This is a genomic window from Streptomyces polyasparticus (assembly GCF_014493765.1).
Taxonomy (GTDB): Bacteria; Actinomycetota; Actinomycetes; order Streptomycetales; family Streptomycetaceae; genus Streptomyces; species Streptomyces polyasparticus.
Genome location: NZ_JACTVJ010000003.1, coordinates 1 through 21856 on the forward strand (window position 1 = coordinate 1; position 21856 = coordinate 21856).

20 protein-coding genes are annotated in these 21856 nt (G+C 69.6%); 16 read left to right on the forward strand and 4 right to left on the reverse strand.

Translation table 11 applies throughout. The features are described 5' to 3' along the window. The first annotated feature begins 150 nt into the window (after positions 1–150). The 8 genes from rsmD to H9Y04_RS03480 all read left to right on the forward strand — a co-directional run bounded on the left by rsmD (position 151) and on the right by H9Y04_RS03480 (position 5888). Positions 151–765 carry a 16S rRNA (guanine(966)-N(2))-methyltransferase RsmD gene (gene rsmD, locus H9Y04_RS03445; protein WP_187812147.1) on the forward strand — a complete coding sequence of 205 codons (615 nt, stop codon included), beginning with the start codon at positions 151–153 and terminating at the stop codon, positions 763–765. Between the two features lie 35 nt (positions 766–800). After that, positions 801–1283 (forward strand): pantetheine-phosphate adenylyltransferase, encoded by a 483-nt coding sequence (gene coaD / locus H9Y04_RS03450; protein WP_214660833.1) that lies wholly within the window; start codon positions 801–803, stop codon positions 1281–1283. Between the two features lie 107 nt (positions 1284–1390). Then, a complete protein-coding gene (locus tag H9Y04_RS03455; RefSeq protein WP_187812149.1) occupies positions 1391–2509 on the forward strand; it encodes an ATP synthase subunit B family protein in 1119 nt (372 codons plus the stop codon). A gap of 191 nt (positions 2510–2700) precedes the next feature. After that, complete coding sequence (locus H9Y04_RS03460) at positions 2701–3378, forward strand: YceD family protein (RefSeq protein WP_187812290.1); 678 nt, start codon at positions 2701–2703, stop codon at positions 3376–3378. 2 nt (positions 3379–3380) lie between these two features. Then, entirely contained in the window at positions 3381–3554 is a 174-nt protein-coding gene (gene rpmF / locus H9Y04_RS03465; RefSeq protein WP_003965982.1) for a 50S ribosomal protein L32, read from the forward strand. 19 nt (positions 3555–3573) lie between these two features. Continuing rightward, the gene (gene rnc, locus H9Y04_RS03470) at positions 3574–4377 is read left to right on the forward strand and encodes a ribonuclease III (protein WP_187812150.1); all 804 of its coding nucleotides are present in this window, start codon (positions 3574–3576) and stop codon (positions 4375–4377) included. A gap of 243 nt (positions 4378–4620) precedes the next feature. Continuing rightward, positions 4621–5475 (forward strand): bifunctional DNA-formamidopyrimidine glycosylase/DNA-(apurinic or apyrimidinic site) lyase, encoded by an 855-nt coding sequence (gene mutM / locus H9Y04_RS03475; protein ID WP_187812151.1) that lies wholly within the window; start codon positions 4621–4623, stop codon positions 5473–5475. A gap of 38 nt (positions 5476–5513) precedes the next feature. Further along, complete coding sequence (locus H9Y04_RS03480; protein ID WP_187812152.1) at positions 5514–5888, forward strand: hypothetical protein; 375 nt, start codon at positions 5514–5516, stop codon at positions 5886–5888. A gap of 18 nt (positions 5889–5906) precedes the next feature. Here the strand turns inward: H9Y04_RS03480 and H9Y04_RS03485 are convergent, their stop codons facing one another. After that, positions 5907–6776 (reverse strand): CAP domain-containing protein, encoded by an 870-nt coding sequence (locus H9Y04_RS03485; RefSeq protein WP_187812153.1) that lies wholly within the window; start codon positions 6774–6776, stop codon positions 5907–5909. A gap of 148 nt (positions 6777–6924) precedes the next feature. Here H9Y04_RS03485 and H9Y04_RS03490 point away from each other — a divergent pair, with 148 nt between their 5' ends. The 4 genes from H9Y04_RS03490 (at position 6925) to H9Y04_RS03505 (ending at position 13161) form a co-directional block, all read left to right on the forward strand. After that, a complete protein-coding gene (locus H9Y04_RS03490) occupies positions 6925–7206 on the forward strand; it encodes an acylphosphatase (RefSeq protein ID WP_187812154.1) in 282 nt (93 codons plus the stop codon). Between the two features lie 388 nt (positions 7207–7594). Continuing rightward, positions 7595–7795: a hypothetical protein gene (locus H9Y04_RS03495; protein WP_187812155.1), complete on the forward strand. Its 201-nt coding sequence runs from the start codon at positions 7595–7597 to the stop codon at positions 7793–7795. Positions 7796–8038: 243 nt separating this feature from the next. Beyond that, positions 8039–11593 carry a chromosome segregation protein SMC gene (gene smc / locus H9Y04_RS03500; protein ID WP_187812156.1) on the forward strand — a complete coding sequence of 1185 codons (3555 nt, stop codon included), beginning with the start codon at positions 8039–8041 and terminating at the stop codon, positions 11591–11593. A gap of 161 nt (positions 11594–11754) precedes the next feature. Further along, complete coding sequence (locus H9Y04_RS03505) at positions 11755–13161, forward strand: sugar porter family MFS transporter (protein ID WP_308800852.1); 1407 nt, start codon at positions 11755–11757, stop codon at positions 13159–13161. Positions 13162–13205: 44 nt separating this feature from the next. Here H9Y04_RS03505 and H9Y04_RS03510 read toward each other — a convergent pair whose 3' ends face one another. Continuing rightward, positions 13206–14186, reverse strand: coding sequence for an LLM class flavin-dependent oxidoreductase (locus H9Y04_RS03510; RefSeq protein ID WP_187812157.1), 981 nt, complete (start codon positions 14184–14186; stop codon positions 13206–13208). A gap of 110 nt (positions 14187–14296) precedes the next feature. Further along, positions 14297–15775 (reverse strand): cytosine permease, encoded by a 1479-nt coding sequence (locus H9Y04_RS03515; protein ID WP_187812158.1) that lies wholly within the window; start codon positions 15773–15775, stop codon positions 14297–14299. 170 nt (positions 15776–15945) lie between these two features. Between H9Y04_RS03515 and ftsY the strand changes: the two genes are divergently transcribed. Beyond that, positions 15946–17166, forward strand: coding sequence for a signal recognition particle-docking protein FtsY (gene ftsY, locus H9Y04_RS03520; protein ID WP_187812159.1), 1221 nt, complete (start codon positions 15946–15948; stop codon positions 17164–17166). Positions 17167–17232: 66 nt separating this feature from the next. Here the strand turns inward: ftsY and H9Y04_RS03525 are convergent, their stop codons facing one another. Then, positions 17233–17895 carry a bifunctional DNA primase/polymerase gene (locus H9Y04_RS03525; RefSeq protein WP_187812160.1) on the reverse strand — a complete coding sequence of 221 codons (663 nt, stop codon included), beginning with the start codon at positions 17893–17895 and terminating at the stop codon, positions 17233–17235. Positions 17896–18333: 438 nt separating this feature from the next. Here H9Y04_RS03525 and nsdA point away from each other — a divergent pair, with 438 nt between their 5' ends. From nsdA to H9Y04_RS03540, 3 genes are all read left to right on the forward strand, one after another. Next, on the forward strand, positions 18334–19803 hold the full coding sequence (gene nsdA / locus H9Y04_RS03530; protein WP_187812161.1) for a transcriptional repressor NsdA: 1470 nt from the start codon (positions 18334–18336) through the stop codon (positions 19801–19803). Between the two features lie 351 nt (positions 19804–20154). Next, on the forward strand, positions 20155–21516 hold the full coding sequence (locus tag H9Y04_RS03535; RefSeq protein ID WP_187812162.1) for an ammonium transporter: 1362 nt from the start codon (positions 20155–20157) through the stop codon (positions 21514–21516). Continuing rightward, a complete protein-coding gene (locus H9Y04_RS03540) occupies positions 21513–21851 on the forward strand; it encodes a P-II family nitrogen regulator (RefSeq protein WP_030231663.1) in 339 nt (112 codons plus the stop codon). The genes H9Y04_RS03535 and H9Y04_RS03540 overlap by 4 nt, the downstream gene beginning before the upstream one ends. The last annotated feature ends 5 nt before the right edge of the window (positions 21852–21856 follow it).

The following is a 21856-nucleotide window of genomic DNA, read 5'->3' on the forward strand; positions in this document are numbered from 1 at the left end:
CCGCAGGCGCCACCCACCCAGCCCGAACGGACCCGCAGGCGCCACCCACCTCGGCCCAAGCGAACCCGCACCCCCACCCGCCCCCGAGCCACCTCCCACCCGGCCCCATATCGTGGACGCAACACCCGCCCACCCCCCCCAAGGACCCAGATGACCCGCGTGATCGCCGGCACCGCCCGCGGCCGCCGGATGGCCGTGCCGCCGGGCAACACCACCCGGCCCACGTCCGACCGCGCCCGCGAGGGCCTCTTCTCGACGTGGCAGTCGCTCCTCGGCGGCTCGCTCGACGGTGAGCGCGTGCTCGACCTGTACGGGGGCTCCGGAGCCGTCGGCCTCGAGGCGCTGTCCCGTGGCGCGGCTCACGCCCTGCTCGTCGAGGCCGACGCCAGGGCCGTCCGCACGATCCGCGAGAACGTGAAGACGCTCGGCCTCCCCGGCGCCGAGGTCAGGGCCGGCAAAGCCGAGCAGATCGTCGCGGGACCGGCCCCGAAGGACCCGTACGACATCGTCTTCCTCGACCCTCCGTACGCGGTCACGGACGACGATCTTCGCGAGATCCTGCTCACACTCGCCGCCCAGGGCTGGCTCGCGGACGAAGCGCTCGTCACCGTGGAGCGCAGCACCAGAGGCGGCGAATTCGGCTGGCCGGACGGCTTCGAGGGACTCAGGTCCCGGCGTTACGGCGAGGGCACGTTTTGGTACGGTCGCGCCGCCTCGACCAGCGAGGACACGGATTCCCCGACCGCCGAGGAACCGTACTCATGACCGCCCGGTCCGGACCGGAGAGCGAGGGACACCAGTTGCGCCGCGCCGTCTGTCCGGGGTCGTTCGACCCCATCACCAACGGACATCTCGACATCATCGCCCGCGCCTCCAAGCTGTACGACGTGGTGCATGTGGCCGTGATGATCAACAAGTCCAAGCAGGGACTGTTCACCGTCGACGAGCGGATCGAGCTGATCCGCCAGGTCACCGCCGAGTTCGGCAACGTGGAGGTGGAGTCCTTCCACGGCCTGCTCGTCGACTTCTGCAAGCAGCGCGACATCCCGGCCATCGTGAAGGGCCTGCGCGCGGTCAGCGACTTCGACTACGAGCTCCAGATGGCCCAGATGAACAACGGCCTCTCGGGCGTGGAGACCCTCTTCGTCCCCACGAACCCCACCTACAGCTTCCTGTCCTCCTCGCTGGTCAAGGAGGTCGCGACCTGGGGCGGCGACATCGCCCACCTCGTGCCGCCGGTGGTGCTCGAAGCCCTCACCGAGCGCCTCGCCGAGGAGCACTGACCCGCTCCGAAAGCTGACGGCTCGTCAGTTTGTGTCGCGGGCGCACCCCGTGGCCGTACAGTCGTGCCGTCCGTCTCCCAACCAGTTCTAGAGAGTGGCGAGCCACGGTGGACGTGCAGAAGAAGCTGGACGAGATCGTCGGGGCCGTCGAGGGCGCCAGATCGATGCCCATGTCGGCCTCGTGCGTGGTCAACCGCGCCGAGCTGCTCGCGATGCTCGAAGAGGTGCGCGGTGCGCTGCCCGGTTCGCTCGCCCACGCCGAGCAGGTCATCGGCGGCAGCGAGCAGCTGGTGGAGCAGGCGCGCCAGGAGGCCGAGCGGATCGTGCAGTCCGCCCAGGCCGAGCGCGGCTCGCTGATCTCGGACACCGCGATCGCCCGGCAGTCCCAGGAGGAGGCCGAGCGCATTCTCGCCGCCGCCCGCCAGGAGGCCGAGGAGATCAAGGCGGAGGCCGACGAGTACGTCGACTCCAAGCTCGCCAACTTCGAGGTCGTCCTCACCAAGACCCTCGGCTCGGTCGGCCGCGGCCGGGAGAAGCTCCTCGGTACGGGCATGGGCCTGGACGAGCAGGGCTACGAGGACCCGGACTTCACCGAGGCCCCCGAGCGCAGCCAGGACCCGGGGACTCAGCGGCAGCGGGCCGACGAGTACGTGGACGGCAAGCTCGGCGCCTTCGAGGCGGTCCTGGCCAAGACCCTGGAGGCGGTCGGCCGCGGCCGGCAGAAGCTCCAGGGCCGGATCGCCAGCGACGACCTCGGCCGCCTGGACGCCCTGCCGCAGCAGCAGACGACGGACGCCGACTTCCTCGCGGACCTGGCGGAGCCCGAGGCCCCGCAGCAGCAGAGCCCCCAGCATCAGGCCCCGCAGGACCCGCCGGCCTTCCCGCAGCAGGAGGCCTACCAGCAGCCCGACCCGTACGCGTACCAGCAGCAGCCGCACCAGCAGCAGGATCCGTATGCCTATCAGCAGCAGGGCTACGACCAGAGCGGCGGCTACGGGCAGAACGGCGGCGGACAGGCCGACCCGTACGGCTACCAGCAGCAGGACCCGTACGCGTACCAGCAGCAGGGCTACGACCAGAGCGGCGGCTATGGCCAGGGCAATGGCTACCCGGCGGCGGACGACCAGCAGGCCGCCGCGGCGCTCGACGAGACGAGTCTGTTCGACACCAGCATGATCAGCGTCGATCAGCTCCGTCAGTACGAGCAGGGGCGCGGCCAGAACTGAGACGCGGCGATCGGGGCCGGGACGGCCCGGGACCCCGTACGGACAAGGTCCGAGACCCCCGTAAAACAGGGGCCTCGGGGACCGGATTGGGCCGATGGCGAAAGGTCCAGTATCCTGGCTCTTCGGTCGCGCATACGCCCGCGATCACGGCTGCCCGCTCGAAGCGATCGGCAGCCGCCTTCTCGACTTCCATGATTGTGAAAGCAGGAAAAGCCCTGAACGGCCGCCTCGACCACCGCAACCCTCTCGTGTTCGATACGCACGAGCTGGGTCGGCGTCCTGGTGCCATGCAGCGCGTTTCCCGCACTGTGGAGGCGCCCGCCAAGGACGAGATCTTCGGCATCCAGGGCGTCATCGGAGTGCCTGCCGGCGCTCCGGTGGAGCTTGAGCTCCGCCTCGAATCGGTCATGGAAGGGGTGCTTGTCACAGGCACCGCCCGTGCACGGGCCGAGGGGGAGTGCGTAAGGTGTCTGGAGCCGGTCGGGCAGCAGCTCGACACGGACTTCCAGGAGATGTTCTCGTACCCCGACGCCGATGACCGGGGCCGCAAGCACGCGGAGCCGGTCGACGACGCCGAGGAGGACGAGGAGATCATCCCCCTCGAGGACGGACTTTTCGACCTCGAACCCGTGCTGCGTGATGCGGTGGTGCTCGCACTGCCGATGCAGCCGGTGTGCCGGGAGGACTGTGCAGGTCTTTGTTCCGAGTGTGGAATGAACCTGAACGACAACCCGGACCACCACCATGACGTCGCCGACATCCGTTGGGCGGCATTGCAGGGACTCGCCGGTTCGCTCCAGAGCGGCGAGAAGGACGAGATGAGCGGCGCCGAAGCTGAAGCGGGCGTCGACGAGAAGCAGGAGAAGTAGCCGTGGCTGTTCCGAAGCGGAAGATGTCGCGCAGCAACACGCGCCACCGCCGGTCGCAGTGGAAGGCTGCGGTCCCCACCCTGGTTTCGTGTGAGCGTTGCCAGGAGCCCAAGCTGCAGCACATTGCGTGCCCGTCTTGTGGCACTTACAACAAGCGCCAGGTCCTCGAGGTCTGAGCGGCTGGTGAGAGGCACGATGTCTGAACCGTCGAACAAAAAGCAGACGGAGAACACGGCCTCGTCCCACACGCTTCTGGAAGGGCGGCTCGGCTACAAGGTCGAGTCCGCCCTTCTGGTGCGTGCACTGACCCACCGTTCCTACGCATACGAGAACGGCGGTCTGCCGACCAATGAGCGTCTGGAGTTCCTCGGGGACTCCGTGCTCGGCCTGGTCGTCACGGACACGCTGTATCGCACCCACCCCGACCTGCCCGAAGGCCAGCTGGCCAAGTTGCGGGCCGCGGTGGTCAATTCGCGTGCGCTGGCGGAGGTGGGCCGTGGGCTCGAACTCGGTTCCTTCATCCGGCTCGGCCGTGGTGAAGAGGGCACGGGCGGCCGGGACAAGGCGTCCATCCTCGCCGACACCCTTGAAGCGGTGATCGGCGCGGTCTATCTCGACCAGGGTCTCGACTCGGCCTCGGAGCTGGTGCACCGCCTCTTCGACCCGCTGATCGAGAAGTCCTCGTCACTCGGTGCCGGCCTGGACTGGAAGACCAGTCTCCAGGAGCTCACCGCGACCGAAGGGCTCGGCGTACCCGAGTACCTGGTCTCGGAGACCGGCCCCGATCATGAGAAGACCTTCACAGCTGCCGCCCGCGTCGGAGGCGTCTCGTACGGCACCGGCACCGGCCGCAGCAAGAAGGAAGCGGAGCAGCAGGCTGCGGAGTCCGCGTGGCGTGCGATTCGTGCGGCCGCGGATGAGCGGGCCAAGGCTGAGGCCTCGGCTGAGGCCACGGCCTCGGCATCTGCCTCGGCTGAGGCGGACGCTGCTACCGCGTAGCGGTTTTCGGTACGACGGTCCGTCGCCCCTTTCCGGGGTGACGGACCGTCGGCGTTTTTTCTGCCGTACGTTGCGACGGGTGGCGCTTCCGGCAGATGTGCCGTGTCCGTGGGGCCTGCGCCCACCCGTGCCGCCCTGCGGCACGACTGCCCGCAGGAGGGGGCACGACTGCCCGCAGGGGTGGAACGGGCTGCCCGCAAGGGCGGAATGGGCTGCCCGCAGGGGGAGTGGGAGACTTCATCTGTGCCTGAGTTGCCGGAAGTTGAAGTCGTACGCCGTGGTCTCGAGCGGTGGGTCAGTGGTCGGGTCGTGACGGACGTGGAGGTGCGGCACCCGCGTGCGGTGCGTCGGCATCCCGCCGGGGGAGCGGACTTCGCCGCCCGGCTCAAGGGGCATCGCATCGGGCTCGCCCAGCGGCGCGGCAAGTACCTCTGGCTGCCGCTCGCCGACGCCTCGTACTCGGTGCTCGCGCATCTCGGGATGAGCGGGCAGCTGCTCGTGCAACCGGCGGATGCTCCGGACGAGAAGCACCTCCGCATCAGGGTCGCCTTCGACGACGATCAAGGCACCGAGCTGCGCTTCGTCGACCAGCGGACCTTCGGCGGCCTCTCGCTGCACGAGAACACCCCCGACGGGCTGCCCGACGTCATCGCGCACATCGCCCGCGACCCGCTCGACGCCGCGTTCGACGACGCGGCCTTCCACGAGGCGCTGCGCCGCAAGCGCACCACCATCAAGCGTGCGCTGCTCGACCAGTCCCTGATCAGCGGTGTCGGCAACATCTACGCCGACGAAGCGCTCTGGCGCTCGAAGCTCCACTACGAGCGCCCGACCGCGACCTTCACCCGCCCCCGTACCGCCGAACTCCTCGGCCACGTACGGGACGTGATGAACGCCGCACTGGCCGTCGGCGGCACCAGTTTCGACAGCCTCTACGTCAATGTGAACGGCGAGTCCGGCTACTTCGACCGCGCCCTCGACGCATACGGCCGCGAGGGCGAGCCCTGCCACCGCTGCGCGACCCCGATGCGCCGCCGCCCCTGGATGAACCGCTCGAGCTACTTCTGCCCGAAGTGCCAACGGCCTCCGCGTCCGTAGCCCTGTCGCGGACGGGCCGGCGGGCCTAGGATCCGCGCATGCCCGTAGCTGCGGTCCTGGTGATCCTGGCGTTGATCGCCGTCCTGGTCTGCATTCCGGGAATCCGTACGGCTCCCTCGGGGCTCGTGGGGGGCTGGGCGCTGTCCGTGCTCGCCTGTGTCCCGGTTTCCTACGTATGGGGACGAGCCGCCTCGCCCTGGGGCCCGGCCAATGAGGAGCTGTATCAGGGCGCCGAGTCGAACGAGCTCTGGGTCGTCGCCCCGTACGCGGTGCCACGCTTCGCCTGGCTCGCTCTCATGGCGACCGCGGTGTGGCTCTACGGCGCCTACCGGCACACGCTGGCACAGCAGCACGAGCGATCGCCTCGCCCATGGACACGCAGCGGCGCCGGTCACGGAGACCGGCGCCGCTGACGTACGGACGAGAAGGATTCAGAACCCGAAGTCCTGCGTCCACCAAGGGCCGCCCGCGCCGAAGTGGGCGCCGACGCCGAGGGTTTCGTACTCGCAGTTGAGGATGTTGGCGCGGTGGCCCGGGCTGTCCATCCAGGAGTCCATGACGGACTGGGCGTTGGCCTGGCCGCGCGCGATGTTCTCGCCGCCGAGGTTCGCTATGCCGACCGCGTCCGCGCGGTCCCAGGGGGTGTCGCCCTCGGGGTCGGTGTGGTCGAAGAAGCCGCGGGCGGCCATGTCGGCGCTGAAGTCCGAGGCCAGCTCGGCCAGCTGGGGATCGGCCTCGACCGGCTGGCAGCCGGCCTGCGCACGCTCCTGGTTGACCAGCGCGAGCACCTGGGCCTCGGCGCCGGACTGCGTGTCCGGGGTGTCCGGGGCCGCGGACTTCTCGGGGGCCCGGGTCTTCTCCTCGGCCGGCTTCTCGGTCTTGTTCCCGCCGCCGGTCTCGTCCTTCGCGTCCTCCTCGGCGGTACGCGAAGGAGTGGGCGACGGCTTCTCGGTCGACTTGGAGGGGCTCGCCGACGGCGCCTGGCGCTCCTCGTCCCGGCTGGCCTCGCTCGCCTGGCGCTCCGGCGTCTTGGAGCTGCCGCCCTGCGACTGCACATCGCCCGATACATCGGCGGCCTGCACCTTGTCGGTGGGCTCGTTGCCGAACCGGTAGTTCTCCGTGCCGGGCAGCACGCCCGAGGCCACGGCCACGGCGCCCAGGGCCACGGCCGCGGAGACGCCGAGGAGTCCCGTGCGTACGGGCTTCGCGGCGGCGCGCTTCCTTCGACGGTGCGATCCGCCGGTGCCAGTCGTCGCCGTGGGCTGCTGCGTATCGGCGGCGACGCGTCGGTGGCGTCCCATCTCCCGGCCTTCCGTGCTTTACGAACCAGACTCAGTCTTACGGTCGACGTGACTCACCCGAACGGGTGAGGCTCATCTTTCGCGACTGTACGCGATGACGGATGGGGGTGAAGTGCTCGATGAGGAATTGGCCGGTTAGCTTTCCCACATGAATGAGGAAGTACGCATGGTCGCCTGGGTGCGCGGGCGAGTACAGAAAGTGGGCTTTCGCTGGTTCACCAGGGCGAAAGCCCTGGAGATCGGCGGCCTGGTGGGATTCGCGCTCAATTTGGACGACGGCCGTGTGCAGGTCGTGGCGGAGGGAACCCGGTCCGGGTGCGAACAGCTTCTGGACTGGCTGCAGCGCGGCGACACTCCCGGGAGGGTCGACGGCGTGACCGAGATCTGGGACACACCGCGGGGGATCTACGAGACCTTCGCCATTCGCTGAGGGATGCGGCGCTCCGACCTGGGGGTGGGCCTCCAGCAGATGCCGGTGGCAACTGTGCGGGGCAGAAATGACCTGGTGGTTGCCAAGAACGGCATGTCGTGCAAGGCTGCGCGATAACGAAGATCTCCACGCCCCCAGGGCCCCGAAGGAGAGCACCGCCAGAAGGTTCGAGGCGCTGTGCCCCCGGGTTTGCCCGCCAATACGGGGTGTGATCGTGTTGACCGTCAAACATTTTGGTGAGACGCTGGAAGCCCCGCGCACCCTAGCTGTTTGGCATGTGAGAACGGCAGCACGACAAGCAGTGCCAGCCAGCCGCGGGTGCGATTTCCCTCACGACCAACGACCCACACCGCTTCGGTCGGTCACTCAGTGTGGAGGACCATCCATCATGGCAAAGGCGCTTCTCGGTTACGTCGGCGGTTCCGACCCGCGACTTCTCGCCGAGATGCGACGGCTCCAGCAGCGCGTACAGGACCTGGAATCCGAGCTCGTACGGATCCAGGCCGAGAATGACGCGCTGACGGCTACTGCTGTCGCTTCGCACAGCGAGCTTCTCGACGTACCCCAGGCGGAGCCTGCGCTCACCTGATCTTCGTCCGCTGCGGGACAAGATCAGGCTGCCCATGTCAGCCGCTTGAACAAGAAATGCAAGGGACGCTTCGGCGTCCCTTTTTTCTTTCGTGCGGATATGCCGCAGGCCCCCGCCGTGTCCTTACAAGTCTGATGTGCCCTGCATCTTCCCTGGCGAAACCGTGAGTTCATCCAGGGAACGCTTCGCCGCACTCGGACTTGCCTCCTGTACCGCGGCCCCCGCCCGGTAAAGTCCGTCGGCGTGCACCTCAAGGCCATGACCCTCCGCGGGTTCAAATCCTTCGCCTCGGCGACGACGCTCCGGTTCGAGCCCGGGATCACCTGTGTCGTGGGACCGAACGGCTCCGGCAAGTCCAATGTCGTGGACGCGCTGAGCTGGGTCATGGGCGAACAAGGGGCCAAGTCGCTGCGCGGCGGCAAGATGGAGGACGTCATCTTCGCCGGCACCACCGGGCGCCCGCCGCTCGGCCGGGCCGAAGTGTCGCTGACGATCGACAACTCCGACGGTGCGCTGCCCATCGAGTACGCCGAAGTCACCATTACGCGGATCATGTTCCGCAACGGCGGCAGCGAATACCAGATCAATGGTGATACCTGCCGACTCCTCGATATTCAGGAGCTGTTGTCCGATTCGGGCATCGGCCGTGAAATGCATGTCATCGTCGGGCAGGGCCAGCTCGACTCCGTCCTGCATGCCGATCCGATGGGCCGCCGGGCCTTCATCGAGGAGGCCGCAGGCGTACTCAAGCACCGCAAGCGCAAGGAGAAAGCGCTGCGGAAGCTGGACGCGATGCAGGCCAATCTCGCGCGCGTGCAGGACCTCACCGACGAACTGCGCCGCCAGCTCAAGCCCCTTGGCCGGCAGGCCGCCGTCGCACGCAGGGCCGCCGTCATCCAGGCCGATCTGCGCGATGCGCGGCTGCGGCTGCTCGCCGACGATCTCGTACGGCTGAAGGAAGCCCTGCGGACCGAGATCGCGGACGAGGCCGAGCTCAAGCGGCGCAAGGAGTCCGCCGAGGCGGAGCTCAAGGCGGCGCTCGCGCGCGAGGCCGATCTGGAGGACGAGGTACGGCGGCTGAGCCCGCGGCTGCAGCGGGCTCAGCAGACCTGGTACGAGCTGTCGCAGCTGGCCGAGCGCGTGCGCGGCACCATCGGTCTCGCCGACGCCCGTGTGAAGAGCGCGACGGCGGCGCCGCCCGAGGAGCGGCGCGGGCGCGAACCCGAGGACATGGAGCGCGAGGCCGCGCGGATCCGTGAGCAGGAGGCCGAGCTGGAGGCCGCGCTCGAAGCGGCCCAGCGCGCGCTCGATGACACGGTCGCGCACCGGGCCGAGCTGGAGCGCGCCCTGGCCGCCGAGGAGCGGCGGCTCAAGGACGTGGCGCGGGCCATCGCCGACCGGCGTGAAGGGCTCGCGCGGCTGACCGGGCAGGTCAACGCCGCCCGCAGCAGGGCCGCTTCGGCCCAGGCCGAGATCGACCGGCTCGCGCTCGCGCGGGACGAGGCCGATGAGCGCGCGGTCGCGGCGCAGGAGGAGTACGAGCAGCTCAAGGCCGAGGTCGACGGGCTCGACGCCGATGACTCCGAGCTCGGCGAGCAGCACGACGCCGCCAAGCGCGCACTTGCCGACGCGGAGGCCGCGCTGACCGCCGCGCGCGAGGCGGCCACCACGGCCGAGCGGAAGCGGGCGGCGGTGGCCGCGCGGCGCGAGGCGCTCGCGCTCGGGCTGCGGCGCAAGGACGGTACGGGCACGCTGCTTGCCGCCAAGGAGCGCCTGACCGGGCTCCTGGGCCCGGCCTCCGAGCTGCTCTCCGTCGCTCCCGGGTACGAGGTTCCCGTGGCCGCGGCGCTCGGTGCCGCAGCCGACGCGATCGCCGTGTCCACGCCCGCGACCGCCGCGGACGCGATCCGGCTCCTGCGCAAGCAGGACGCGGGGCGCGCGGCCATACTGCTCGCCGGCGGACCCGACGAGGTACGGCAGGAGCAGCGGCCGGACGGGCCGCCGTTCGCGGCCGACCTCGTGCGCGGGCCCGATGAGCTGCTGTCCGCCGTACGCAGGCTGCTCCGCGGGATCGTGGTCGTCGGGACGCTGGAGGACGCCGAGGATCTGGTCTACGCCCGGCCGGAGCTGACGGCCGTCACGGCCGAGGGCGATCTGCTCGGGGCGCACTTCGCGCAGGGCGGTTCGGCGGGTGCGCCGAGCCTGCTCGAAGTGCAGGCCTCCGTGGATGAGGCGGCGGCCGAGCTGGAGGAACTCTCCGTCCTGTGCGAGGAGTTGGCCGAGGCGCAGCACGCGGCCACCGAGCGGCGGCGTGAGTGCGCCGCGCTCGTCGAGGAGCTGGGGGAGCGGCGCCGGGCCGCCGACCGCGAGAAGTCGGCCGTGTCCCAGCAGCTCGGGCGGCTCGCCGGGCAGGCGCGCGGAGCGGCCGGTGAGGCCGAGCGGTCCACGGCCGCGGCGGCGCGTGCGCAGGACGCCTTCGACAAGGCGCTGATGGACGCCGAGGAGCTCGCGGAGCGCCTTGCCGTCGCCGAGGAGGCGCCGGTCGAGGAGGAGCCCGACACGTCCGTACGGGACCGTCTGTCGGCCGACGGTGCCAATGCGCGGCAGACGGAGATGGAGGCCCGGCTCCAGGTGCGTACGCACGAGGAGCGGGTCAAGGGGCTCGCCGGGCGGGCCGACGGGCTCGACCGGGCCGCGCGCGCCGAGCGCGAGGCCCGCTCCAGGGCCGAGCAGCGGCGCAACCGGATGCGGTACGAGGCGGCTGTCGCCGAGGCCGTCGCCTCCGGTGCGCGCCAGCTGCTCGCGCACGTCGAGGTCTCCCTCGTACGGGCGCAGGAGGAGCGTGATGCCGCCGAGCGGGCCAAGGCCGAGCGCGAGCAGGAGCTGACCGCGGCGCGCGGCCAGGGGCGCGATCTCAAGGCCGAGCTCGACAAGCTGACGGACTCGGTGCACCGCGGCGAGGTGCTCGGCGCCGAGAAGCGGATGCGGATCGAGCAGCTGGAGGCCAAGGCCCTGGAGGAGCTTGGCGTGGAACCCGCCGGGCTCGTGGGGGAGTACGGGCCCGACCAGCTGGTGCCGCCCTCCCTGCCCGCCGAGGGCGAGGAGCTGCCGGAGGACCCCGAGCATCCGCGCAACAAGCCGCGGCCGTTCGTACGGGCGGAGCAGGAGAAGCGGTTGAAGGCCGCCGAGCGCGCGTATCAGCAGCTCGGCAAGGTGAATCCGCTCGCGCTTGAGGAGTTCGCGGCGCTGGAGGAGCGGCACAAGTTCCTCAGCGAGCAGCTGGAGGACCTGAAGAAGACCCGCGCCGACCTCCTCCAGGTCGTCAAGGAGGTCGACGAGCGGGTCGAGCAGGTCTTCACCGAGGCGTACCGCGATACGGCGCGGGAGTTCGAGGGCGTCTTCAGCCGGCTGTTCCCGGGCGGTGAGGGGCGGCTGATCCTGACCGACCCCGACAACATGCTCACCACCGGCGTGGACGTCGAGGCGCGGCCGCCGGGCAAGAAGGTCAAGCGGCTCTCGCTGCTCTCGGGCGGTGAGCGGTCGCTGACCGCCGTGGCCATGCTGGTGTCGATCTTCAAGGCCAGGCCGAGCCCGTTCTACGTGATGGACGAGGTCGAGGCGGCGCTCGACGACACCAACCTGCAGCGGCTGATCCGGATCATGCAGGAGCTCCAGGAGTCCTCGCAGCTGATCGTGATCACGCACCAGAAGCGCACGATGGAGGTCGCCGACGCGCTGTACGGCGTCTCCATGCAGGGCGACGGCGTCTCGAAGGTGATCAGCCAGCGGTTGAGGTGAGCGGCTGCCGCGTTGTCAGTGGGCGCCGATAGCCTGAAAAGGGGCTCGGCCCCCGGGAGGGCGGGTTCTGTCCGGCGTACGGTGGTCCGCACCCCCGCTGACCTGCCCCCTTTGGGCACGCTCCAGTGGTGGGGCGGCCGGAGGTGTGCGGGACTGGACGGGTGACCAGCACACAAGCGCGTGAAGCCGCTCCGGAGCACCTCGGGCATGTCATCTTCATCACGGCCGCCGCCGCGATGGGTGGCTTTCTCTTCGGCTACGACAGTTCCGTGATCAACGGGGCCGTCGAGGCCATCCGTGACCGCTTCGACGTGGGATCCGAGGCCCTGGCCCAGGTGATCGCCGCCGCGCTGATCGGCTGCGCCATCGGCGCTGCCGTCGCGGGCCGGCTCGCCGACCGGATCGGCCGTATCCGCACGATGCAGATCGCGGCCGTGCTGTTCACCGTGAGCGCCATCGGCTCGGCGCTGCCCTTCGCGCTGTGGGACCTGGCGATGTGGCGGGTGCTCGGCGGTGTGGCCATCGGCATGGCGTCCGTGATCGGCCCGGCGTACATCGCGGAGGTCTCGCCGCCGGCCTACCGCGGCCGTCTCGCCTCCTTCCAGCAGGCCGCCATCGTCATCGGCATCGCCATCTCGCAGCTGGTCAACTGGGGCATCCTGAACGCCGCCGGCGGTGACCAGCGCGGCAAGATCATGGGGCTAGAGGCCTGGCAGGTGATGCTCGGCGTGATGGTCGTGCCGGCCGTGCTCTACGGGCTGCTCTCCTTCGCGATCCCGGAGTCGCCGCGCTATCTGATCGCCGCCGGCAAGGTAGACAAGGCCAAGGAAGTCCTGCGCGAGGTCGAGGGCGAGAAGATCGACCTGGACGCCCGGGTCGGCGAGATCAACACGGCGATGCGCCGCGAGCACAAGTCGACCTTCCGCGATCTGCTCGGCAAGCGGGGCTTCCTGCCGATCGTCTGGATCGGTATCGGGCTCTCCGTCTTCCAGCAGCTCGTCGGCATCAACGTGATCTTCTACTACAGCAACGCGCTGTGGCAGTCGGTGGGCATCGACCCGGCGAGCTCGTTCTTCTACTCGTTCGAGACCTCGATCGTGAACATCATCGGCACCGTGATCGCCATGGTGCTCGTGGACCGGATCGGGCGTAAGCCGCTCGCCCTGATCGGTTCGACCGGTATGGCGATCTCGCTCGGACTCGCCGCCTGGGCCTTCTCGTACAAGACGGGCACGGGCGACGACATCACCCTGCCCGACCTGCAGGGCACCGTCGCGATCGTCGCCGCCAACTGCTTCGTGCTCTTCTTCGCCCTGTCGTGGGGTGTGGTCGTCTGGGTGCTGCTCGGCGAGATGTTCCCCAACAAGATCCGCGCCGCCGCGCTCGGTGTGGCCGCGGCAGCGCAGTGGATCGCGAACTGGGTGATCACGGTGAGCTTCCCGACGCTGTCCGACTGGAATCTGTCGGGCGCCTACATGATCTACACGGCCTTCGCCCTGCTCTCGATCCCGTTCATCCTCAAGTGGGTGCCGGAGACCAAGGGCAAGTCGCTGGAGGAGATGGGCTGACGTCTTCCGCACGGGTCCGGCAGGGAAGCGGGTCCGTACGGGCGTCAGTTCTTGCAGCGGGGCAGCACCTGCTCCGTGAACAGGTGCAGACTGCGCCAGCCCTCGTCGATGGGCATGCCGCCGCACAGCGGGTGCAGGACCAGGTTGTCGAGCGTGCTGTCCGAGGCCGCCACGCACTCGTCGGGCGTGAGGATCCGGTAGACGCCCTCGGCGCGCAGCTCCTCGACGGTGTTCGCGCCCGAACTGACCGCGGACTTGATGTCCTTGGACTGCCAGGACTTGTACATCTTCGCCTCGTGCAGGAAGTGGTGCCCGTACTCGGCCCAGGTGCGGTCCGGGTCCTCGGAGATGTGCAGGAGCGGGGTCTCCTTGCCCGGCATCAGGATCCAGCCCTCGGTGCCGTGCTCCGCGAGCTGCTCCTCGTAGTACGTCTGGAGCTCGGGCAGATGCGCGCTGGGGAAGAACGGCAGGCCCAGACGGGCCGCGCGGCGGGCGGCGGGCTTGGAGGAGCCGCCGACGACCAGCATCGGGTGCGGGTCGGTGTACGGGCGGGGCGTGACGCGGACGGTACGGCCCTCGAACTCGAAGGGCTCGCCGGTCCAGGCCTTGAGCAGGGTTTCGAGGAGGCGGTCCTGGAGCTTGCCGCGCCGGCCCCACTCGACGCCGAACATCTCGTACTCCTCGGGCCGGTAGCCGATGCCGGCCACCGTCATCAGACGGCCCTTGCTCATCAGGTCGAGGACCGCGATCTCCTCGGCGATGCGCAGCGGGTCGTGCAGGGGGCCGAGGATCGCGGAGATGGTGACGGCGATGTTGCGGGTCGCGCCGAAGATGCCGGCGGCGAAGGTGAAGGGGGAGGGCAGCCAGTTGTTCTCGACGCCGTGGTGCTCCTCGGTCTGGATCATGGTCATGCCCGCGCTGTCGGCGAACCGGGCCATCTCGAGCGCGGCGCCGTAGCGGTCCGCGAGCTGGGCGGGTGTGCCTTCGGGGTCGATGAGGTTGAAGCGTGCGACCGAGACGGGCATGGCAGGCGTCCCCTTTGACGACGATGGTCGGGCGGGGCGCAGGCGCGGATACGCGAACGTCCCCCTTCGGGCCGTGGGTCCGGCGAAGGGGGACGTTAGCTGACGTAGCGTCAGATGGACAGGGCCGGGACGCGCTCTTCCGCGGGGGCCTCGACTGCCGTCTCGGTCACGGGCGTTACGGGCTTCGTACGCGGCAGCACCGCGTACAGCGCGGCCGCCACGACGATGGTGACCGCCCAGCCGAGACCGTTCCGGCCGAGCCAAGTCGAGGACAGCGGGCCCGCGAACCAGTCGACCTTGGTGAAGGCGAGACCGGTCAGGAGCGCCACGCCCCAGGCCGCCATGGCCTGCCAGGCGAAGCCGCCCTTGTACCAGTAGGCGCTGGTGCGGGTGGTGTCGAGCAGAGCCTTCGCGTCGTACGTCCTGCGCGTCAGCATGTCGACGCCGAAGACGCCGATCCAGGCGGAGAACGCGACCGCGAGCAGCGTCAGGAACGAGATGAACGAGCCGATGAAGCTGGTCGCCACGACCATCAGCAGGAAGCCGAAGACCAGGCTGATCACGGCGTTCACGGAGACCGCCCAGTGGCGCGGGACCTTGATGCCGAGGGTCTGCGCGGTGAAGCCGGCCGAGTACATCGACATCGAGTTGATCAGCAGCATGCCGATCAGCGCGATGAGCAGGTACGGGACGGCGATCCAGGTCGGGAGCAGGGCGCCGATGAAGGAGACCGGGTCCTGGGCGTTGGCCAGATCCGGGGTGCCCACCGCCATCACGGCGCCCATGAGCACCATCGGGAGCACGACGATGCCGGCGCCGCCGATCGTCGAACCGACCATCTTCGGCGCGGAGGCCGTACGCGGCAGATAGCGCGTGAAGTCCGGGGCCGAGGGCACCCAGCTGATGCCGCCCGCGCCGATCATGCCGATGCCCGCGACGACCATCGCGGCCGAACCGGCCGGCTTGTCGAAGACGGCGGACCAGTCGGTGTTCGCAATCAGGTAGACGAGCACGAGGACGCTGAAGGCGCCGAAGAGGTACGTGGACCACTTGCTGCACACGCGCAGGGCGTTGATGCCGAGGCCGGAGACCACGAAGGTCAGCGCCACGAAGACAAGCAGGGTCACCACGATGAGAGCGGTGTTGGACTTGATGCCGAAGAGCAGGTCGAGCACGGTGAGGATCGCGTACGCGCCGGTGACCGCGTTGATGGTCTCCCAGCCCCAGCGGGCCACCCAGATCAGCGAGCCGGGGAAGAGGTTGCCGCGCTGGCCGAAGACCGCGCGCGAGAGGGCCATGCCCGGGGCGCCGCCGCGCTTGCCGGCGATCGAGATCAGACCGACGATGCCGTACGAGACGACCGGGGCGACGGTGGCGACGATCAGGACCTGCCAGAAGTTCAGGCCGTTGAAGACCACCAGGCCGGCGCCCATGGTCAGGAGCAGCACGCTGATGTTGGCCGCGACCCAGGTCGGGAACAGCTCGCGTATCTTGCCGTTGCGCTCGTGGTCGGGGACCGGTTCGAGGCCCCGGGTCTCTATCGCGCTCTCGCTCTGGGAGGCGGCGGTGGCGCTCTTGGACGCGGACATGCACATGCTCCGTGGGGGGAGGGGGATGCCACAGCAATGTCAGGTGGCGGGGGTGGGGAGTTGCCCATCATCGTACATTCGCCCGAAAAAGACCAAAAAGAGGCCTTGGTCCTTAGTGGGATCCTCCAGGCGCTCCTGCCCGGCGGTCCGTGGCTGATACTGGGTGGGTTATGGAAATCGTCATCCTTGCTGTAGTCATCGCCCTGGTCGCGGTCGGTGCGATCAGCGGGCTCGTGGTCAGCGGCCGTAAGAAGAAGCAGCTGCCGCCCTCGGCCCCGTCGACCACGCCGACCATCACCGCGCCCCCGGCCGAGCCGCATGTCGGCGAAGAGGCCGCGGAGCCGCGCGAAGAGCCGCGCCGCACGATCGAGGAGGTGGACCTCCCGAAGGCCGGCGAACCGGCCGTCGAGGCGCCCATCGCCCCCGAAGAGATCGAGGAGCTGCCCGCTCCCGAGCTCGACGTGCCCGAGCCCACGGCGGGACGTCTCGTCCGGCTGCGCGCCCGGCTCGCCCGCTCCCAGAACTCGCTCGGCAAGGGGCTGCTCTCGCTCCTGTCGCGCGAGCACCTCGACGAGGACACCTGGGAGGAGATCGAGGACACGCTGCTCACCGCGGACGTGGGCGTCGCGCCCACCCAGGAGCTGGTCGAGCGGCTGCGTGAGCGCGTGAAGGTGCTCGGCACGCGGACACCCGAGGAGCTGCGCGCGCTGCTGCGCGAGGAGCTGCTCACGCTGGTCGGGCCCGACATGGACCGCGAGGTCAAGACCCAGAACGACCGGGAGACCCCGGGCATCGTGATGGTCGTCGGCGTCAACGGCACCGGCAAGACCACCACCACCGGCAAGCTGGCCCGTGTCCTGGTCGCGGACGGCAACACCGTCGTCCTCGGCGCCGCCGACACCTTCCGTGCCGCGGCCGCCGATCAGCTGCAGACCTGGGGCGAGCGCGTCGGTGCCTACACCGTGCGCGGGCCCGAGGGCGGCGACCCCGCCTCCGTCGCGTTCGACGCGGTGAAGGAGGGCAGGGAGATGGGTGTCGACGTCGTGCTCATCGACACGGCCGGCCGTCTGCACACGAAGACCGGGCTCATGGACGAGCTGGGCAAGGTCAAGCGGGTCGTGGAGAAGCATGCGCCGCTCGACGAGGTGCTGCTCGTGCTCGACGCGACGACCGGTCAGAACGGTCTGGTCCAGGCCCGCGTCTTCGCCGAGGTCGTGGACATCACGGGCATCGTGCTCACCAAGCTCGACGGTACGGCCAAGGGTGGCATCGTGGTCGCGGTCCAGCGTGAGCTGGGTGTTCCCGTCAAGCTCGTGGGCCTCGGCGAGGGGCCGGACGATCTGGCTCCGTTCGAGCCCGGTGCGTTTGTGGATGCGCTGATCGGGGACTGATCTGTCCCCTGGCTGTCGGAGGGCCCGCTCCCGGGTGGGGGCGGGCCCTTCCGTGTACGGGGAGAGCTACCGGCTCACCCGATGCGACGCATACGCCAGCGCGCCAAGGACCAACCGCGCCTGCGGCGGATTCGACGCCGAGTCCAGGGCCGGGGCGCGGAGCCAGCGGACCGGGCCGAGGCCGGCGCGATCGGACGGGGGAGCGGTGATGTAGTCGCCGTGGCCGAGGCCCCGCAGGTCGAGGTCGGCGTCGTCCCAGCCCATCCGGTAGAGGAGCGAGGGGAGTTCGGCGGCGGCGCCGGGGGCGACGAAGAACCATGCGCGCCGGTCCGGGGTGGAGATCACCGGGCCGAGGGGCAGGCCCATCCGCTCCAGGCGGATCAGGGCGCGGCGGCCGGCCGACTCGGAGACCTCGAGGATGTCGAAGGTGCGGCCGACCGGGAGCATCGCGGCGGCGCCGGGGAACTCGCCCCAGGCGCGCGTGACTTCGTCGAGGGTGGCGCCCGCGGGCAGCTCGCCGGCGAAGCTCAGCGGGTGCGCTCCGGGCGCCGCGCACCGCGTGTCACCGCAGGAGCAACTGCCGGACGCGGCACGGGCGCCGGGGACCACGGCCCAGCCCCACAGCCCGGTGAACTCGGCCACGGCCGTGCACTCGGACATACGGCCGCGCCGCCGCGCACCGGTGCGGTTCTCGCGGATCCCGCGGCTGCCGCCGATAGTGAAGCCCATGCCCCCTCCAACGGGTCGAGCACGTCCATGGTTACGAGCCGGAGTGCGCCCCTGACTCTCCGTACAACGGCGCCCCATGGTCCGGTGCGGCGCCGGGGAAGGTCAGGGGTGGTGCGAAGCCGGGCGTGCGCCCCGGTGTGCTTCGCTCCGCCCACTCCCGTCCGTCATGTGTCAAGTGAATCGCGTGTAGCCGCAGCTGAGTTCATTCGAAGGGGTGGCGAAAGGTGGCGTTTCCTGGAACGCCCTCGCCGGAGGGGTGATCGTAGGATTACTTTCAGTGCACGGACCCGGGGCTGTTCGCGGCCGTGGGTATGCCAAGGGCAAGTCGGTTTCCTGTTCGACGGGTGAGCAAGTGCCGGACAAGGGGACTCAACTCCCGGCATTCTGTAAGGACTTGAGAGCCGGACTCGAAGAACTGTCAGGGATGGGGGCGTTCCAGTGGGCGGCACGGGAGGCGGCGGCACGCAGGCCGAGAAGCGCCCCAACGAGCAGCTGACGTCCTGGTTCGTGCGCAGCGGCTGGTCCAAGGGAGAGCTCGCGCGCCAAGTGAACCGTCGCGCGCGGCAGATGGGCGCCAACCACATCTCGACCGACACCTCGCGCGTCCGGCGCTGGCTCGACGGCGAGCAGCCCCGCGAGCCGATCCCGCGGATCATGTCGGAGCTGTTCTCCGAGCGCTTCGGCTGTGTGGTCGCCGTCGAGGACCTCGGGCTGCGCACGGCGCACCAGGCACCCTCCGTGTCCGGCGTGGACCTGCCGTGGACCGGCGATCAGACCGTCGACCTGATCAGCGAGTTCTCGCGCAGCGACCTGATGCTCGCGCGCCGCGGCTTCCTCGGCACCTCGCTCTCCCTGGCCGCAGGACCCGCCCTGATCGAGCCGATGCAGCGCTGGCTGGTGCCGACCCCGGCCGTGCCCGCCGTCGAGCCGCCCACCCCGATCCGGCGCAGCGGCCGGCTCTCGGGCCCCGAGCTGGATCTGCTCGAGTCGACCACCGTGATGTTCCGGCAGTGGGACGCGCAGTGCGGCGGCGGTCTGCGGCGCAAGGCCGTGGTGGGCCAGCTGCACGAGGTGACGGATCTGCTGCAGGAGCCGCAGACCGAGGAGACCCGGCGCAGGCTCTTCAAGATCGCGGCCGAACTGGCCGAGCTGGCCGGGTGGATGAGCTATGACGTGGGCCTGCAGCCCACCGCGCAGAAGTACTTCGTGCTCGCGCTGCACGCCGCCAAGGAAGGCGGGGACAAGCCGCTCGGCTCGTACATCCTGTCCGGGATGAGCCGGCAGATGATCCACCTCGGGCGGCCGGATGACGCTCTTGAACTCATCCACCTCGCGCAGTACGGCAGTCGGGACTGCGCCACCCCGCGCACCCAGGCGATGCTGTATGCGATGGAGGCCCGGGCGTACGCCAATATGGGACAGCCCAGCAAGACCAAGCGGGCCGTGCGGATGGCGGAGGACACCTTCGCGGACGCCCTCGAGGCGAACGAGCCCGAGCCCGACTGGATCCGCTTCTTCTCCGAGGCGGAGCTGAACGGGGAGAACGCGCACTCGTACCGCGACCTCGCCTATGTCGCGGGCCGCAGCCCCACGTACGCCTCCCTGGCGCAGCCCGTCATGGAGCGCGCGGTCGAGCTCTTCGCGAAGGACGCCGAGCACCAGCGTTCGTATGCGCTGAATCTGATCGGCATGGCCACCGTGCACCTGCTCCAGAAGGAGCCCGAGCAGAGCGTGGCGCTCGCGGAGAAGGCGCTGGGTGTGGCCAGGAAGGTGCGCTCGGAGCGGGTCAACACCCGGCTGCGCAAGACGCTGGACTCCGTGGTCCGCGAGTTCGGCGAGGACAACAAGCTCGTGGACCTGACCGACCGGCTCGCCCGGCAGCTGCCCGAGGCGGCGGAGGCCGTCTGACCCCGCCGCCCTGAGCGGCACCCCCACAGACACCGGCCGCGGCCGGCCATCCCGGATCACCCGACTCGGCTCCCCCACCGCCAGGTCAACCGGATGGCCCCCGCGGCCGGGTTCTTTGTGTGCTGCACAGGATAGAACCGGACAAGCCGCCCGACAGGGGCAGTTCATGTACGCGTAACACGCACGACCTCTTCGTCACTGCCGCGAAACATCGAGGGGCATCCGTCGAAACGGCGCTGCGGGAATCTCTGGCCCATAACCGGCCGACCGCTACGGCCCACCTGACGGCCCACCCCTCATGCACGCAGAGCTTCGCCCGCACGGGCCGCATACGACGACGAGGAGACGCCGATGCCCCCAGGCATCATGATCGCCGCAGAGGAGCCCACGCTTTCTTCTGCCAACACCGGGTTCATGCTCATCTGCTCAGCCCTGGTGATGCTGATGACGCCTGGCCTTGCCTTCTTCTACGGAGGCATGGTCCGCGTCAAGAGCACCCTGAACATGCTGATGATGAGCTTCATCAGCCTCGGGATCGTCACGATCCTGTGGGTCCTGTACGGCTTCAGCATCGCGTTCGGCACCGACAAGGGCGGCATCGTCGGCTGGGAGGGCGACTTCCTCGGCCTCAGCGGCCTCGGAATCACCGAGCTGTGGCCCGGATACACGATTCCGGTCTATGTCTTCGCCGTCTTCCAGCTGATGTTCGCGATCATCACGCCCGCGCTGATCAGCGGTGCCCTCGCGGACCGTGTGAAGTTCACGGCCTGGGCGCTGTTCATCGCCCTGTGGGCCACGATCGTGTACTTCCCCGTCGCGCACTGGGTATGGGGCACGGGCGGCTGGGCCTTCGAGCTCGGCGTCATCGACTTCGCCGGCGGTACCGCCGTGCACATCAACGCGGGTGCCGCGGCGCTCGGCGTGATCCTCGTGATCGGCAAGCGGGTCGGCTTCAAGAAGGACCCGATGCGGCCGCACTCCCTGCCGCTCGTGATGCTCGGCGCCGGTCTCCTGTGGTTCGGCTGGTTCGGCTTCAACGCCGGTTCGTGGCTGGGCAACGACGACGGTGTGGGCGCGGTCATGTTCGTCAACACGCAGGTGGCCACGGCCGCCGCGATGCTGGCCTGGCTGGCGTACGAGAAGATCCGGCACGGCGCGTTCACCACGCTGGGCGCCGCTTCCGGTGCCGTCGCCGGTCTGGTCGCCATCACCCCGTCCGGCGGCTCCTGCTCGCCGCTCGGCGCGATCGCCATCGGTGCCATCGCGGGTGTCCTGTGCGCCATGGCCGTCGGCCTGAAGTTCAAGTTCGGCTACGACGACTCGCTCGACGTCGTCGGCGTCCACCTCGTCGGCGGTGTCGTCGGCTCGCTGCTCGTCGGCTTCTTCGCCACCGGTGGTGTGCAGAGCGACGTCAAGGGCCTCTTCTACGGGGGCGACGCCTCGCAGCTCGGCAAGCAGGCCGCCGGTGTCTTCGGAGTCCTTGCGTACTCCCTGGTGGTCTCTGCCATCCTCGCCTTCGTCATCGACAAGACGATCGGGATGCGGGTCTCCGAGGACGACGAGGTCACGGGTGTCGACACGGTCGAACACGCCGAGTCCGCCTACGACTTCAGCGGCGCGGGCGGCGGTACGGCCTCCCGTACCGCAGCGGTCCCCGCACCGCCGGCCGCAGCCCAGGACAGCAGCGCACCCGCAAAGAAGGTTGACGCATGAAGCTCATCACCGCGGTCGTGAAGCCGCACCGGCTCGACGAGATCAAGGAGGCCCTGCAGGCCTTCGGGGTGCACGGGCTCACCGTCACCGAGGCCAGCGGATACGGCCGCCAGCGCGGACACACCGAGGTGTACCGGGGTGCCGAGTACACGGTGGACCTCGTGCCCAAGATCCGTATCGAGGTACTGGTCGAGGACGACGACGCCGAGCAGCTGATCGACGTCGTCGTGAAGGCCGCCCGCACCGGCAAGATCGGTGACGGCAAGGTCTGGTCGATTCCGGTGGAGACGGCGGTACGCGTCCGCACCGGCGAGCGCGGACCCGACGCGCTCTAAAGGGC